At 57.5% G+C, this 13,954-nt stretch carries 14 protein-coding genes; 5 read left to right on the plus strand and 9 right to left on the minus strand.

Going from position 1 to position 13,954, the window contains the following annotated elements; translation table 11 throughout:
- The first annotated feature begins 17 nt into the window (after window positions 1-17).
- The gene (locus JWR17_RS03220) at window positions 18-1,178 is read left to right on the plus strand and encodes a gamma-butyrobetaine dioxygenase (RefSeq protein ID WP_299828323.1); all 1,161 of its coding nucleotides are present in this window, start codon (window positions 18-20) and stop codon (window positions 1,176-1,178) included.
- A 142-nt stretch (window positions 1,179-1,320) separates the two neighbouring features.
- Here JWR17_RS03220 and fba read toward each other — a convergent pair whose 3' ends face one another.
- The 7 genes from fba to tkt form a co-directional block, all read right to left on the minus strand.
- On the minus strand, window positions 1,321-2,385 hold the full coding sequence (fba, locus tag JWR17_RS03225) for a class II fructose-bisphosphate aldolase (protein WP_299828244.1): 1,065 nt from the start codon (window positions 2,383-2,385) through the stop codon (window positions 1,321-1,323).
- A gap of 124 nt (window positions 2,386-2,509) precedes the next feature.
- Window positions 2,510-2,836: an MliC family protein gene (locus JWR17_RS03230; RefSeq protein WP_299828246.1), complete on the minus strand. Its 327-nt coding sequence runs from the start codon at window positions 2,834-2,836 to the stop codon at window positions 2,510-2,512.
- Window positions 2,837-2,889: 53 nt separating this feature from the next.
- Window positions 2,890-3,087, minus strand: a complete 198-nt coding sequence (locus JWR17_RS03235) for a hypothetical protein (RefSeq protein ID WP_299828248.1) — start codon at window positions 3,085-3,087, stop codon at window positions 2,890-2,892.
- A gap of 98 nt (window positions 3,088-3,185) precedes the next feature.
- Window positions 3,186-3,416: a hypothetical protein gene (locus JWR17_RS03240; protein ID WP_299828250.1), complete on the minus strand. Its 231-nt coding sequence runs from the start codon at window positions 3,414-3,416 to the stop codon at window positions 3,186-3,188.
- 26 nt (window positions 3,417-3,442) lie between these two features.
- Window positions 3,443-4,606, minus strand: coding sequence for a phosphoglycerate kinase (locus JWR17_RS03245; protein ID WP_299828252.1), 1,164 nt, complete (start codon window positions 4,604-4,606; stop codon window positions 3,443-3,445).
- Between the two features lie 14 nt (window positions 4,607-4,620).
- Window positions 4,621-5,670, minus strand: a complete 1,050-nt coding sequence (epd, locus tag JWR17_RS03250; protein ID WP_299828254.1) for an erythrose-4-phosphate dehydrogenase — start codon at window positions 5,668-5,670, stop codon at window positions 4,621-4,623.
- A 146-nt stretch (window positions 5,671-5,816) separates the two neighbouring features.
- On the minus strand, window positions 5,817-7,814 hold the full coding sequence (gene tkt, locus JWR17_RS03255; protein ID WP_299828256.1) for a transketolase: 1,998 nt from the start codon (window positions 7,812-7,814) through the stop codon (window positions 5,817-5,819).
- A 242-nt stretch (window positions 7,815-8,056) separates the two neighbouring features.
- Between tkt and JWR17_RS03260 the strand changes: the two genes are divergently transcribed.
- The 4 genes from JWR17_RS03260 to JWR17_RS03275 all read left to right on the plus strand — a co-directional run bounded on the left by JWR17_RS03260 (window position 8,057) and on the right by JWR17_RS03275 (window position 12,651).
- Window positions 8,057-9,076 (plus strand): metalloregulator ArsR/SmtB family transcription factor, encoded by a 1,020-nt coding sequence (locus tag JWR17_RS03260; protein ID WP_299828258.1) that lies wholly within the window; start codon window positions 8,057-8,059, stop codon window positions 9,074-9,076.
- Window positions 9,073-10,263, plus strand: a complete 1,191-nt coding sequence (gene metK, locus JWR17_RS03265) for a methionine adenosyltransferase (protein ID WP_299828260.1) — start codon at window positions 9,073-9,075, stop codon at window positions 10,261-10,263. Before JWR17_RS03260 ends, metK begins: the two co-directional genes overlap by 4 nt.
- Before the next feature lie 259 nt (window positions 10,264-10,522).
- Complete coding sequence (gene ligB / locus JWR17_RS03270) at window positions 10,523-12,202, plus strand: NAD-dependent DNA ligase LigB (RefSeq protein ID WP_299828262.1); 1,680 nt, start codon at window positions 10,523-10,525, stop codon at window positions 12,200-12,202.
- A gap of 38 nt (window positions 12,203-12,240) precedes the next feature.
- Complete coding sequence (locus JWR17_RS03275) at window positions 12,241-12,651, plus strand: DUF1090 domain-containing protein (RefSeq protein WP_299828264.1); 411 nt, start codon at window positions 12,241-12,243, stop codon at window positions 12,649-12,651.
- 108 nt (window positions 12,652-12,759) lie between these two features.
- On the opposite strand, the gene JWR17_RS03280 is transcribed toward JWR17_RS03275, so the two are convergent.
- Both JWR17_RS03280 and JWR17_RS03285 read right to left on the minus strand, forming a co-directional pair.
- Window positions 12,760-13,209 carry a cytochrome c gene (locus JWR17_RS03280; protein ID WP_299828266.1) on the minus strand — a complete coding sequence of 150 codons (450 nt, stop codon included), beginning with the start codon at window positions 13,207-13,209 and terminating at the stop codon, window positions 12,760-12,762.
- 85 nt (window positions 13,210-13,294) lie between these two features.
- The gene (locus JWR17_RS03285; RefSeq protein ID WP_299828268.1) at window positions 13,295-13,681 is read right to left on the minus strand and encodes an MAPEG family protein; all 387 of its coding nucleotides are present in this window, start codon (window positions 13,679-13,681) and stop codon (window positions 13,295-13,297) included.
- Window positions 13,682-13,954: the final 273 nt, after the last annotated feature.

A 13,954-nucleotide genomic window follows, 5' to 3' on the forward strand; every position in this document is an offset into this window, starting at 1 on the left:
ACGAAAAGGACCTGGCCATCAACACTTCAGCCTTCGCAGATTTCCGCAGCTATCCGCTGATCAGTGCGCTGGTCGCCGTTCAACCTTTGGCTGATCGGCTGCACGTGCAGTGGGCCGACGGCCGCAACAGTCCGTTCCACCATCAATGGCTGCGGGACAACTGCGCTTGTTCCGATTGCGTTCACAGCGTGACCCGGGAACAGGTGCTGGAGATTGTCGACATCCCCGACGATCTGGTGCCGAACGCCAGTTTCATCGACCCCAAAGGCTGCTTGTGTGTGGATTGGCATGACGGCCACCAGAGCCGTTTCGATCCGGGCTGGCTGCGTGCCCATGCGTATGACGATGAATCGCGCGCCGAACGACTGGCGGCCAAACCCCGCAGCCAGCTGTGGACCGCCAACCTGTCGCTGCCCGTCTTCGATTACCAAGCGATCATGGACGACACGCCAACCTTGCTCAACTGGCTGTTGGCCCTGCGGGATGTCGGCCTGAGCCAAGTTCGCGGCATGCCCACCGAGCCCGATTCAATGGCGCTTATTGCGCGGCGGATTTCCTTTATTCGCGAGAGTAACTTCGGCGTGCTGTTCAACGTGCGCTCGAAGGCCAATGCCGACAGCAACGCCTATACCGCATTTAATTTGCCGTTGCACAGCGACCTGCCAACCCGCGAGCTGCAACCAGGTCTGCAATTTCTGCATTGCCTGGTGAATGATGCGGTGGGTGGCGAAAGCATATTCGTCGATGGGTTTGCCATCGCCGACGCGCTGCGATGGGAAGACCCGGAAGCCTTTCGCAGCTTGTGCGAGATCCCGGTGGAGTTTCGCAATAAGGATCGCCACAGCGATTACCGCTGCCAGGCACCGATTATTGCCCTCGACTTATCCGGGCAGGTGAGTGAAATTCGCATGGCCAACTTCTTGCGCGGCCCGTTCGACGCACCTGCTGCGCAAATGCCCGGGTTGTATCGGGCTTATCGACGTCTTATTGCCATGACCCGACAGGAGCGTTTTCGAATAATTGCGCGGTTGAATCCCGGAGAGATGTGGTGCTTCGACAACCGCCGTACCCTGCATGCACGCAATGCATTTGACCCAACGTCCGGCGCCCGGCACTTTCAGGGTTGCTACATTGATAGGGATGAATTGTTGTCGCGGATATTGGTGTTGCAGCGATGAATCGTGCCGAAAACCTGTAGGAGCCAACTTGTTGGCGAAGGGATTAATGCGGTGTGTCAGGCGCATTGTCTCGCCAACAAGTTGGCTCCCACAGAAATCAAAAAACCCGCATCGCTGCGGGTTTTTTTCAATCAACCAAAACTCAGTTGACCTTGGCTTTCAACTCGCCAGCCGCGTAACGCTGGTACATTTTTTCCAGCGAGATTGGCTTGATTTTGGATGCGTTGCCTGCGGTGCCGAACGCTTCGTAGCGGGCAATGCAGATGTCGCGCATGGCAATGATGGTCGCACCGAAGAATTTACGTGGGTCAAATTCGCTCGGGTTGGTGGCCATCAAACGGCGGATTGCGCCAGTGGATGCCAGACGCAGGTCGGTGTCGATGTTGACCTTACGCACGCCGTATTTGATGCCTTCAACGATTTCTTCAACCGGTACGCCGTAGGTTTCTTTGATGTCGCCGCCGTATTCGTTGATGATCTTCAGCCACTCTTGCGGGACCGAAGACGAACCGTGCATCACCAAGTGAGTGTTCGGGATACGTGCGTGGATGGCTTTGATGCGGTCAATCGCCAAGGTGTCGCCGGTAGGCGGCTTGGTAAACTTGTAAGCGCCGTGGCTGGTACCGATGGCAATGGCCAAGGCATCTACCTGCGTCTTCTTCACGAAGTCAGCCGCTTCTTCCGGGTCGGTCAGCAGTTGGCTGTGATCAAGCACGCCCTCTGCGCCAACGCCGTCTTCTTCGCCAGCCATGCCGGTTTCCAGCGAACCCAGGCAGCCCAACTCGCCTTCAACCGAAACGCCACAGGCATGCGCCATGGCCACGGTCTGTTGGGTCACGCGTACGTTGTACTCGTAATCAGTCGGGGTCTTGCCGTCTTCGGCCAGGGAGCCGTCCATCATCACCGAGCTGAAGCCCAGTTGAATCGAACGCTGGCAAATGTCAGGGCTGGTGCCGTGGTCCTGGTGCATGACCACCGGGATGTGCGGGAACTCTTCAATGGCAGCGAGAATCAAGTGACGCAGGAAAGGAGCACCCGCGTATTTACGCGCACCGGCTGAAGCCTGAACGATCACCGGGGAATTGGTCTTGTCAGCCGCTTCCATAATGGCGCGCATCTGTTCCAGGTTGTTGACGTTGAAGGCGGGGACGCCGTAGCCGAATTCGGCTGCGTGGTCCAACATCTGGCGCATGCTGATAAGTGCCATTTTAGGTCTCTCTCCCGGTAAGTCGATAATCGTGCGAGCCTGCCTGATCGGCGGCTGCGGTTCAATTTTTGCGCATCTTACACGCTAAGCGCGCGTATTCGGTCCCGAACAACAGCGGCTCTGGTTAAAGAGCCTTGCAACCGCGACCGATCAAATCATTGGTGGAAACCCAGTAAACCAGGCCCTCATCACCCTTTATGTGAAACGCCAATACACCATCACTGAACAGCTCACCTGAAGCACCCGGCTCAGGCTTTAAACGGTAGACCTTGTCGCTGCCCAGCAGGCGCAGTTCGACCTCGCTTTTCGTGCTGTTGTCATAGTGCCAAAGCAAAGCTGCCTTACTGTCACACACCCAATTGGTCCATGTTTCGGGCTCGGGTTCTTTCATGTTCATGCTGGCGCAACCGCCAAGTACTGCAAGTGTCGTGAGGGCGATTAGGCCTTTCATTACGTCTCCTGGTCGCCCCATGAAGCCTGACAGGTGTCAGTCACTTCGGTCGATCAGGGGCAATTCTGTTCCTGACTACGATCACCGGCCGGCTCACCCGTGGCTTGCGCCTCTACCCGTTGATCATTCTGGGTCGTCGGGACATCAACTTGCGCAGGTACTAATACCTCGCACGCCTTGGAATGTGCGCCTGAACCGGTACAACCGGCCAATACCATACAACCGAACAGCGTGATAACAGCAACTTTCATGGCGAAACTCCTTCTTCTAAAAGTAATCACTCCTGTAAAAGACCACTGCCAATCACCAACGTTGCTTTGCCGTCGTTAACCTCGTTAACCATAGCCCTTCACCGACACGAAGCACCTTTGTTGCCTTTAACGGCTTCGTAGTCGTATTTGTCCAACGCTTCCTGGCCCCCGCGCTTGTAAATGATCGGCACGGTTTCCGCTTGCCAGCCAGACTGATAACAGCTCATTTGCAGCCCAGCGGGCGCGACCGGCGCCTCGTCAGCTTCCGGCGCGCTGGCACAGCCGACCATCAGGCCGGTGATAATCAACAACGGTAAGCCCTTAAACATGTCGCTCCCCTTTACCAAGACTGCTTTCAGCCCTTGGCACGTTGCTCCAGCACTGCAACGGCAGGCAGCACTTTACCTTCGACAAACTCGAGGAACGCACCGCCGCCAGTGGAAATGTAGGAGATTTTATCCGCGATGCCGTACTTGTCGATGGCTGCCAGCGTGTCACCGCCACCGGCAATGGAAAATGCCGAACTCTCGGCAATCGCTTTGGCCAGGGTTTTGGTGCCTTCGCCGAATTGATCAAACTCGAACACTCCGACTGGGCCGTTCCACAGAATAGTCTTGGAAGATTTCAGTAAGTCAGCGAAGTGCGCAGCGGTTTGCGGCCCTATGTCGAGAATCATGTCGTCATCGGCGACGTCTCCCACCAGTTTTACGCTGGCGATAGCGCTTTCAGCGAATTCCTTGGCCACGACCACGTCGGTTGGCAGCGGAACACTGACCTTGGCCGCAATAGCGCGTGCGGTGTCGAGCAAGTCTGGCTCGTACAGCGACTTACCGACGTTATGGCCCGCGGCTGCAAGGAAGGTGTTGGCGATGCCGCCGCCAACGATCAATTGATTGCAGATCGAACTCAAGCTGTTGAGTACGTCGAGCTTGGTGGAGACTTTAGAGCCCGCAACAATGGCAGCCATCGGCTGGGCTGGGGCGCTCAGGGCTTTGCCCAAGGCATCCAGCTCGGCAGCCAGCAACGGGCCTGCGGCAGCCACTTTAGCGAACTTGGCGACGCCATGAGTCGAACCTTCGGCCCGGTGCGCAGTGCCGAAGGCGTCCATCACGAACACGTCGCACAGAGCGGCGTACTTATGCGCCAGCTCGTCAGTGTTCTTCTTCTCGCCCACGTTGAAGCGTACGTTTTCGAACAGGACGACGTCGCCGGCCTTGATTTCGAAACCGTCCAGATAATCAGCCACCAGCGGCACTTCGCGACCCAAAGCATTGCTCAAGTAATCAGCAACCGGCTTAAGGCTATTCTCAACCGAAAACTCACCCTCGGCAGGACGCCCCAGGTGCGAACAAATCATCACTGCCGCGCCCTTTTCCAGCGCCAGCTTGATGGTGGGCAGCGAGGCCACAATCCGCGCATCGCTGGTTACCTTGCCGTCTTTCACCGGGACATTAAGGTCTTCGCGGATCAGTACACGCTTACCTGTCAGATCGAGATCGGTCATCTTCAACACGGTCATGGGCAGTCCCTGTTTTACTGTGGGTAATGCACGGCGTTCAGATAGTGATCTGCAACGTCGAGCATTCGATTGGCAAAGCCCCACTCGTTATCGAACCAAGCCAGCACGTTCACCAGCCGAGGGCCGGAAACGCGGGTCTGACTGGCATCGACAATGGCCGAATGGGGGTCATGGTTGAAGTCACAACTGGCATGCGGTAACTCGGTGTAAGCCACAAGCCCCTTGAGCGGGCCACTGGTGGCAGCCGCGCGCAGGATCCGGTTGATCTCGGCAGTGTCGGTATCACGGCCAACTTGCATCGTGATGTCGAGGCACGAGACGTTAACCGTCGGAACTCGCACAGCTTTGGCCTGAATTCGCCCGGCAAGTTCCGGCAGCAGCCGTTCAATGCCACGGGCCAGACCAGTGGACACCGGAATGATCGACTGGAAAGCCGACCGCGTACGACGCAGGTCTTCATGGTGATAAGCGTCGATCACCGGCTGATCGTTCATTGCCGAGTGAATCGTGGTGATGGTGATGTATTCCAGCCCCAGCGCCTGATCCAGCAAGCGCAGCAAAGGCACGCTGCAGTTGGTGGTGCAGGAAGCGGCTGACACCAGCAGTTCATCACCCGTCAGCTCTTGTTGATTGATCCCATAAACAATGGTGGCGTCGACATCCGCTTCGCTGGCCATGGGTTGCGAGAACAGCACCCGGGGCGCGCCGGCATCCAGGAAGCGTTGGCCATCGGCACGGGTATGAAAAGCGCCCGAGCATTCGAGCACCAGATCCACACCCAGCCCGGCCCAGTCGATACCTTCCGGGATCGCGCTGCGCAAGACTTTGATGCGGTGATCATTAATATGCAGATAATCGCCTTCGACCCGCACTTCGCCTGGAAAGCGACCGTGGGTGGAATCGAAGCGCGTGAGGTATTCGAGACTGGCCATGTCAGCCAGATCGTTGATTGCAACCACTTCAAATCCGGCCTTCGCCCCTCGCTCACACAGCGCACGCACGACACAACGACCGATACGGCCGTAGCCGTTGAGAGCAACTTTATAGAGGCGTGGCTGAGGCATGGGGGTACTCGCAGGTAAATGCAAAACCTGTAGGAGCTGCCGAAGGCTGCGATAAGGTCCGAAGGACCTTGCGCGGCTTCAAGCCGCGACCGCTTCGCAGTCGATCGCAGCCTTTGGCAGCTCCTACAAGGGGAGTGGCGTGTTCCTTAGTCTTCCAGCAATTCTTCAGCCGTACTCAGGATATTTTCCAGAGTGAAGCCAAACTCTTCGAACAAGGCTGGCGCAGGCGCCGACTCGCCGAAGGTGGTCATGCCGATGACACGACCTTCCAGGCCCACGTATTTGTACCAGTAGTCCGCGTGGGCGGCTTCGATGGCGATACGTGCGCTGACTTGCAGCGGCAGCACGGCCTGCTTGTACATGGCGTCTTGAGCTTCGAAGACGCTGGTGCATGGCATGGAAACCACGCGCACATTACGGCCCTGGGCTGACAGTTTGTCGTAAGCCAGTACCGCCAGGCCCACTTCCGAACCGGTAGCGATCAGGATCAATTCCGGCTCGCCGACACAATCGCGCAACACATAACCGCCTTTCTTGATGTCCTCAAGCTGAGTGGCATCCCGGGATTGGTGTGTCAGGTTCTGACGGGAGAAAATCATCGCTGATGGCCCGTCGTTACGCTCAATGGCGTACTTCCATGCCACTGCTGATTCCACGGCATCGGCTGGGCGCCAGGTGTCGAGGTTCGGCGTAGTACGCAAGCTGGTCAATTGTTCGATTGGCTGGTGCGTTGGACCGTCTTCGCCCAGACCGATGGAGTCGTGGGTAAACACATAGATCACACGCTTCTTCATGATCGAAGACATACGCACCGCGTTACGCGCATATTCCATGAAGATCAGGAAGGTTGCGCCGTACGGAACGAAGCCGCCGTGCAGGGCGATACCGTTCATCATGGCGCCCATGCCGAACTCGCGAACGCCGTAATGCAGGTAATTACCGTTGGCGTCCTCGCCGGTGATGCTCTTGCAGCCCTTCCAGATGGTCAGGTTGGAGCCGGCCAGATCAGCCGAACCGCCGAGAAACTCAGGCAACATCGGGCCAAACGCATTCAGTGCATTCTGGCTGGCTTTACGGCTGGCAATGGTCTCGCCTTTGGCGTTGACGTCAGCAATGTAAGCTGCGGACTTCTCGGCGAAATCAGCGGGTAATTCACCGCTCATGCGGCGGATCAATTCGTTGGCCAACTCAGGGAATGCGCCAGCGTAGGCCGCGAAACGCTGATCCCACTCGGCTTCAACGGCCAGACCGGATTCCTTGGCGCTCCATTCGGCGTAGATATCAGCCGGAATTTCGAACGGACCGTAGTTCCATTTCAGCGCAGCGCGGGTCAGGGCAATTTCTTCAGCCCCCAGTGGCGCGCCGTGGCAATCTTCCTTGCCCTGCTTGTTCGGCGAACCGAAACCAATAGTGGTCTTGCAGCAGATCAGCGTTGGCTGAGCGCTTTTGCGTGCGGTTTCGATCGCGGTTTTGATTTCGTCAGCATCGTGCCCGTCAACATTGCGGATCACTTGCCAGTTGTAGGCTTCGAAACGCTTTGGCGTGTCGTCGGTGAACCAGCCTTCAACTTCGCCATCGATGGAGATGCCGTTGTCGTCATAGAACGCAATCAGTTTGCCCAGACCCAAGGTGCCAGCCAGCGAGCCGACTTCGTGGGAAATGCCTTCCATCATGCAGCCATCACCTAGGAATACGTAGGTGTGGTGATCGACGATATTGTGGCCTGGACGGTTGAATTGTTCGCCCAGCACTTTTTCAGCGATGGCGAAACCGACAGCGTTAGCCAAACCCTGCCCCAACGGGCCAGTGGTGGTTTCAACACCTGGGGTGTAACCGTATTCCGGGTGGCCCGGGGTACGGCTGTGCAATTGACGGAAGTTCTTCAGGTCGTCAATGGACAGGTCGTAGCCCGTCAGATGCAGCAGCGAATAGACCAACATCGAACCGTGGCCGTTGGACATGATGAAGCGGTCACGGTCGGCGAACGAAGGGTTGCTCGGGTTGTGCTTGAGGAAGTCACGCCAAAGCACCTCGGCGATATCCGCCATGCCCATAGGGGCACCCGGATGGCCGCTGTTGGCTTTTTGCACGGCATCCATGCTGAGGGCACGAATAGCATTTGCACGCTCACGACGGCTGGGCATCGCTGATCTCCTGGGGCTGGAAAGAATGGGATCGGAAAAAAGTGAGCATTTTCCCTCACGCACTGCTTGGGGGCAATCACCGAACGTGTTTTTCCTGCAATTGCCATGTTCTGGCGCCGTTTTGCCACGTTTCAGACCCCAGAAGCGCCAGCAGATCGGCTGAAACCACCCATCGTTCAATATCAAAACATTTTGATATAGCACTTGCGGGCTGAACAGCCGCTCTCTAGACTGCCAGCCCTATGAACTTACGCGTGCCCGCAATCCGCCATGATGAAAGTGACGACCTGGCTGCCTTGTGCAAAGCCGGGGGCGATCCACTGCGACTTAATGTGTTGCGGGCATTGGCCAACGATTCGTTTGGCGTTTTAGAGCTGGCGCAAATTTTCGCCATCGGCCAATCCGGCATGAGCCACCACTTGAAGGTGCTGTCGCAAGCGGAACTGGTGGCCACGCGCCGCGAAGGTAACGCGATCTTTTACCGTCGCGCCCTGCCCCACATCGGACTACCGGGAGGCAGGTTGCACGCAGCCTTGCTCGACGAAGCCGACGACCTGACGCTGCCGACCGATGTTCAGGCGCGAATAGGCGCCGTACATGGGCAACGCGCCGCGGCCAGTCAGGACTTCTTTTCCAGGGTCGCGGACAAGTTTCGCGCCCAGCAAGATTTGATCGCCGGCTTGCCTCAGTACCGCGAGAGCCTGCTGTCATTAATGGACAAACTGAGCTTTAGCAGCGATGCCACTGCCTTGGAAGTCGGCCCCGGTGACGGCGGATTTCTTCCGGAACTGGCGCGGCGCTTTCGCCAGGTCACCGCGCTGGATAACAGCCCGGCTATGCTGGAGTTGGCCCGTCACTTATGCGAGCGCGAAGCCTTGGGCAATGTTGAGTTGCACCTGGCAGACGCCTTAAGCGACGTCGATGTACGCGCCGACTGCGTGGTGTTGAATATGGTGCTTCACCATCTTGCCGCGCCCGCCGAAGCCCTTAAACAATTGGCCCATCTGGTGCAACCAGGCGGTAGCTTATTGGTGACAGAGTTGTGTAGCCACAACCAGAGTTGGGCCAAGGAGGCCTGCGGCGATCTCTGGTTGGGTTTTGAACAGGATGATCTGGCCCGTTGGGCCATCGCTGCGGGACTGGTTCCCGGGGAAAGCCTCTATGTAGGCCTACGTAATGGTTTCCAGATACAGGTTCGCCACTTTCAGCGACCGACTGGCGACACTCACAATCGGTACAATTCAGGAAATCCGTCGAGATGAGCGAATACTCCCTTTTCACCTCCGAATCCGTGTCTGAAGGGCATCCGGACAAAATTGCTGACCAGATTTCCGATGCGGTTCTGGACGCCATTATTGCCGAAGACAAATTTGCTCGCGTGGCTTGCGAAACGCTGGTGAAAACCGGCGTAGCGATCATCGCTGGTGAAGTGACCACTTCGGCCTGGGTCGATCTGGAAGAAATCGTCCGCAACGTGATTCTTGATATCGGCTACAACAGCTCCGATGTCGGCTTCGACGGCGCGACCTGTGGTGTGATGAACATCATCGGCAAGCAGTCTCCCGACATCAACCAGGGCGTTGACCGTGCCAAGCCGGAAGATCAGGGCGCCGGTGACCAGGGCCTGATGTTCGGCTACGCCAGCAACGAAACCAACGAGCTGATGCCTGCGCCAATCGCGTTCTCGCACCAGTTGGTCAAGCGTCAGGCCGAAGCCCGTAAATCCGGCCTGCTGCCTTGGCTGCGCCCGGACGCCAAATCCCAGGTCACCTGCCGCTATGAAAACGGCATCGTGGTCGGGATCGACGCGGTGGTGCTTTCGACTCAGCACAACCCGGAAGTGTCCTACACCGATCTGCGCGAAGGCGTGATGGAGCTGATCGTCAAGCACGCGCTGCCCGCTCACCTGCTGCACAAAGACACCCAGTACCACATCAACCCGACCGGCCAGTTCATCATTGGTGGCCCAGTGGGTGACTGCGGTCTGACCGGTCGCAAGATCATCGTTGACAGCTACGGCGGCATGGCCCGTCACGGCGGCGGCGCGTTCTCCGGCAAAGATCCATCGAAGGTTGACCGCTCTGCGGCGTACGCTGGTCGTTACGTGGCCAAGAATATCGTTGCTGGCGGCCTGGCCGAGCGTTGCGAGATTCAGGTTTCTTACGCGATTGGTGTCGCTCAACCGACATCGATTTCATTGAACACCTTCGGCACCGGCAAGATCAGCGATGACAAGATCGTCAAGCTGGTGCGTGAGCATTTCGACCTGCGTCCTTACGCGATCACCACCATGCTCGACTTGCTGCACCCGATGTATCAGGAAACCGCAGCGTACGGCCACTTCGGTCGCACGCCGGAAACCAAGACTGTAGGCAACGACACCTTCACCACGTTCACCTGGGAAAAAACCGACCGCGCCGACGCTCTACGCGCTGCTGCTGGTTTGTAACTTCCTCTGAAGAAGCCTCAGCCGACACACGTTGGTTGGGGCTTTTTTGTGCCCGCAATGTCCCCCCTTACCTGTAAGAGCCAACGTGGTTGGCGAGGCAATTTAACTGACACACCGCATTAAGCCTCTCGCCAACGAGTTGGCTCTTACAGGGGTTGGCGTTCTGGCCAGCTTCTGCAAAACCCCGTAACCACTCCAGCCCCCACCGTCCTATACCAGCAACTAGCCTCACAGCTCCCTCACAAGCAAGGATGCTTCGATGCTGCGCTTATTCGCCGGTTGCCTGCTTACCTTCACCTGTCTGACTGCCAACGCCGCAACCGAATGCCCCGATTGGCCCGCCAGTAAAGCCAACAGACAAATATCCACGCTGCAACAGCAAATCAGCCTATGGGACGACAGTTATCACCGTCTCGGCGTGTCGCTGGTGGCGGACGAACTGTATGACCAATCTCGTGGGCGCCTGGCCCAATGGCGTTCCTGCTTTGCCCAGACTCCAGCGATCAACGACGATCCGCTTAAAACGGCGCGCGGCGCAACCACTCACCCGATCCCCCATACGGGCCTGAACAAGCTACCCACAGAGCGGGCGGTGCAAAACTGGCTGAAAGATCGCAACGACCTGTGGATTCAGCCCAAGGTCGACGGCGTAGCGGTCACGCTGATTTATCAGAACGGTCAATTCAAACAGGCCATCAGCCGCGGCGACGGGCTCAATGGTCAGGACTGGACCGCTCATGCACGGCTGATACCCGCCATACCGCAACAGCTCCCGGCGCCGGATGACGTGGTGCTGCAAGGCGAGCTGTATTGGCGGTTGCAAGATCATGTGCAGGCCCGCGGCGGCAGCCTCAACGCGCGGAGCAAAGTCGCCGGGCTGTTGGCGCGCAAAACCATTCGGGTGGCCGAAGCGCGGAACGTCGGTCTGTTCGTCTGGGATTGGCCCAGCGGACCCGAGTCGTTGCCCGACCGACTGGCCGGGCTAACCGCCATGGGCTTCAGCGACAGCGCCACCTATAGCCATCCGCTGGAAAACTTCGAACACGCAAAAGCCTGGCGTGAGCATTGGTATCGCACTGGCTTGCCGTTCGCCAGCGACGGCGTGGTGCTGCGCCAAAGTCTGCGACCGCCCGCACAGCGCTGGCAGGCTAAAGCGCCTTATTGGATCGCCGCATGGAAGTATCCGTTTGCCCAAGCCCTGGCAGAGGTGCGCAAGGTCAACTTCGCCATCGGACGCAGCGGGCGAATTACCCCTGTACTGGAACTCGAGCCGGTCAGACTCGACGACCGCCAAATCAAACGCATCAGTGTTGGCTCGCTGCAACGCTGGGCGCAGATGGACATACGTCCCGGCGATCAGATTGCCATCAGTCTCGCCGGACTGACCATTCCGAGGCTGGACGGCGTGGTGTCGCGCAGTGCTGACCGTGTGAAGCTCGATATTCCCGTGGCAAGCGACTATCACTTCCTCAGTTGCTGGCAGCCCACGTCAGGCTGCGAAAGCCAGTTTCAGGCGCGACTGACCTGGCTCAGCGGTAAGAAGGGTTTAGCCCTGAACGGCGTCGGTCCGGGCACCTGGGAAAAACTGATCAGCGCCAGGCGCATCAATGGATTGCTCGATTGGATGACCCTGGATGCCGCAGAGCTTGTTAACATTCCAGGCTTTGGCGAGCGCAGCGGCGCTAAACTGTGGACCAGTCTTCAAACCGCTCGGCAACAACCGTTTCATCGCTGGCTTAAAGCCATCGGTTTACCGCCCACCGCCGAGGTTGAACTGGGAAACCAGTGGAATGTGCTGGCGGCGAAAACGGTAGAGCAATGGCAAGCCGAACCGGGCATTGGCCCAGGGCGGGCCACGCAACTCAGTGCATTTTTTAATGACCCGCACGTACAGGCATTGAGCACCCAGTTGCGGGAGCACGGAATTGAAGGTTTTTAGGTCGACTCTATTTCAGGAATGTTTCAAAGGGAGTTCGTATGAATATTTTGTCACCGTTGGTTTTGTTCACTGCGTACGGCCTACTCGTTGCGCCTGTTCTTGCAGCGGACGCGCCACCTCTGACGGGCTGCGCCGCCAAGCGCCAGGAGATCAGCACTCAGATTGAACAGGCCAAAACCCGCGGCAACATTGATCAGCAAGCCGGGCTGGAAAAAGCGTTAAGCGAAAATATCGCCCATTGCACCGACGCCTCGCTACTCAAAGCGTTTGAAAACAAAGTGCTGGACGCAAAAAGCGAAGTCAGCCGCCGCCAAAAAGATTTGGACAAAGCCGTAAGCAAAGGCGACCCGGACAAGATTAATAAGCGTAAAGACAAGCTCGCCGAAGCCCGCCAGGAACTCAAAGACGCCCACACGGAATTGGAGAAAGTCGCGCCTGATGAGGATTGAAGTGCCGGGGTTAATGCCGAAGCCTTTGTAGGAACCGACGGGTTGGCGAGGCGGTGTGTCTGATACACCGCACCAGACCTCTCGCCAACACGTTCGCTCCTCTACGGATCAATGATCGCGAAATTCTTTATGGCACGCCTCACAGGCGTCTTGAACCTTCTGCACCGCGGGGTTCAGGTTGCTGGCTTTGAAGGGTTTTGCATTGGTGGCGACCACCAGCTCTCCGGTGGCTGATTCCAGCGAGTGAGCAAGCTCCTGAAAGCGTGCCTGCTTCTGCCAGACTTCGTCTTTGGCGCTGCTATTGGAGTCTTCCTTCACCGAAGGAAAGTGCTTCCATGGCTCATGGGACAAACTGTCGAGCTTGACCGCGCCATCGGTGAAGCGCTGACCGTCGAATGCCACACGCCCTTTGAGCATGCCGCTAAGGTCTTCGCTGGTCTTGAGCATCTGCTTGAAGATTGCCTTGCGCTGGCCCAGCGGCGAGTTGGGATCGACGCCGCCGCACGCGCTCAACGCCAGGCAGGCCAGCAATACTACGGAAAATCTTTTCAAGGTCATGACGGCTTCAGGCTAGGGAAACGGTCGCCAGTATCCTCGGCTGATTGCCAAAGGCCAAGCGCGCCATTGCCGCAGCCTCCGCCTGTTACGCCGAAACCAGGAACAGCGCCGCGATGATGCCCATGCCAATGGCCCAGAACAATGAGCGCAACGGCGCCCAGTCCGCCAGATAGCAAATGATGTACAGCAGGCGACTGGTGACGAATAACACCGCCAACACATTGATCGTGACCATCTGCGCATGGCCGACGTATTGCGCAATGATCACCGCAGCAGCAAACGCTGGCGTTACCTCGAAGCTATTGCGCTGGGCAGAGTCGGCGCGCTTGGCAAAGCCCTGGAGGCTGTCGAGGAAAGCACGCGGATCATGATTCTGCCGAGCGCCAAACTTGCCGCCGCTAAACTTGGCGAGACCTGTGCAGACATAAGGCAGGAATATCGCGATAAACACGCACCAGAAAGCAACAGTCATACATTCATCCTTATGGTCTCAGCTTCTATTAGGAGCATTCCAAATAACATTCATCGGCAGTTATGAGGCAGAGCCTACTGAAAAGTTGGTCCAGTTAACCCTTGCCTATCCCGCCTAAGGTACTTGATTCGCCATATTTCCGTTGCTAGATATACTATCCATTAACACGCCATACCCAGTTGCGCACCCAACAATTCCAATAAGCTTGCTGCTTCTGAACTCGACCATTGGTGGATCGGGTTTTGTCGTTCGCATGCGTGTGCTTGCTCTGGC

Source organism: Pseudomonas sp. (genome assembly GCF_028293835.1).
Classification (GTDB): domain Bacteria; phylum Pseudomonadota; class Gammaproteobacteria; order Pseudomonadales; family Pseudomonadaceae; genus Aquipseudomonas.

Bases quoted from the DNA above. Each gene is read 5' to 3' on its own strand.
- JWR17_RS03280 (WP_299828266.1), bottom strand. From the start codon at position 13,209: ATGACCTTGAAAAGATTTTCCGTAGTATTGCTGGCCTGCCTGGCGTTG.
- JWR17_RS03275 (WP_299828264.1), top strand. From the start codon at position 12,241: ATGAATATTTTGTCACCGTTGGTTTTGTTCACTGCGTACGGCCTACTC.
- fba (WP_299828244.1), bottom strand. From the start codon at position 2,385: ATGGCACTTATCAGCATGCGCCAGATGTTGGACCACGCAGCCGAATTC.
- JWR17_RS03240 (WP_299828250.1), bottom strand. From the start codon at position 3,416: ATGTTTAAGGGCTTACCGTTGTTGATTATCACCGGCCTGATGGTCGGC.
- tkt (WP_299828256.1), bottom strand. From the start codon at position 7,814: ATGCCCAGCCGTCGTGAGCGTGCAAATGCTATTCGTGCCCTCAGCATG.
- ligB (WP_299828262.1), top strand. From the start codon at position 10,523: ATGCTGCGCTTATTCGCCGGTTGCCTGCTTACCTTCACCTGTCTGACT.
- JWR17_RS03260 (WP_299828258.1), top strand. From the start codon at position 8,057: ATGAACTTACGCGTGCCCGCAATCCGCCATGATGAAAGTGACGACCTG.
- metK (WP_299828260.1), top strand. From the start codon at position 9,073: ATGAGCGAATACTCCCTTTTCACCTCCGAATCCGTGTCTGAAGGGCAT.
- JWR17_RS03285 (WP_299828268.1), bottom strand. From the start codon at position 13,681: ATGACTGTTGCTTTCTGGTGCGTGTTTATCGCGATATTCCTGCCTTAT.
- epd (WP_299828254.1), bottom strand. From the start codon at position 5,670: ATGCCTCAGCCACGCCTCTATAAAGTTGCTCTCAACGGCTACGGCCGT.
- JWR17_RS03235 (WP_299828248.1), bottom strand. From the start codon at position 3,087: ATGAAAGTTGCTGTTATCACGCTGTTCGGTTGTATGGTATTGGCCGGT.
- JWR17_RS03230 (WP_299828246.1), bottom strand. From the start codon at position 2,836: ATGAAAGGCCTAATCGCCCTCACGACACTTGCAGTACTTGGCGGTTGC.
- JWR17_RS03245 (WP_299828252.1), bottom strand. From the start codon at position 4,606: ATGACCGTGTTGAAGATGACCGATCTCGATCTGACAGGTAAGCGTGTA.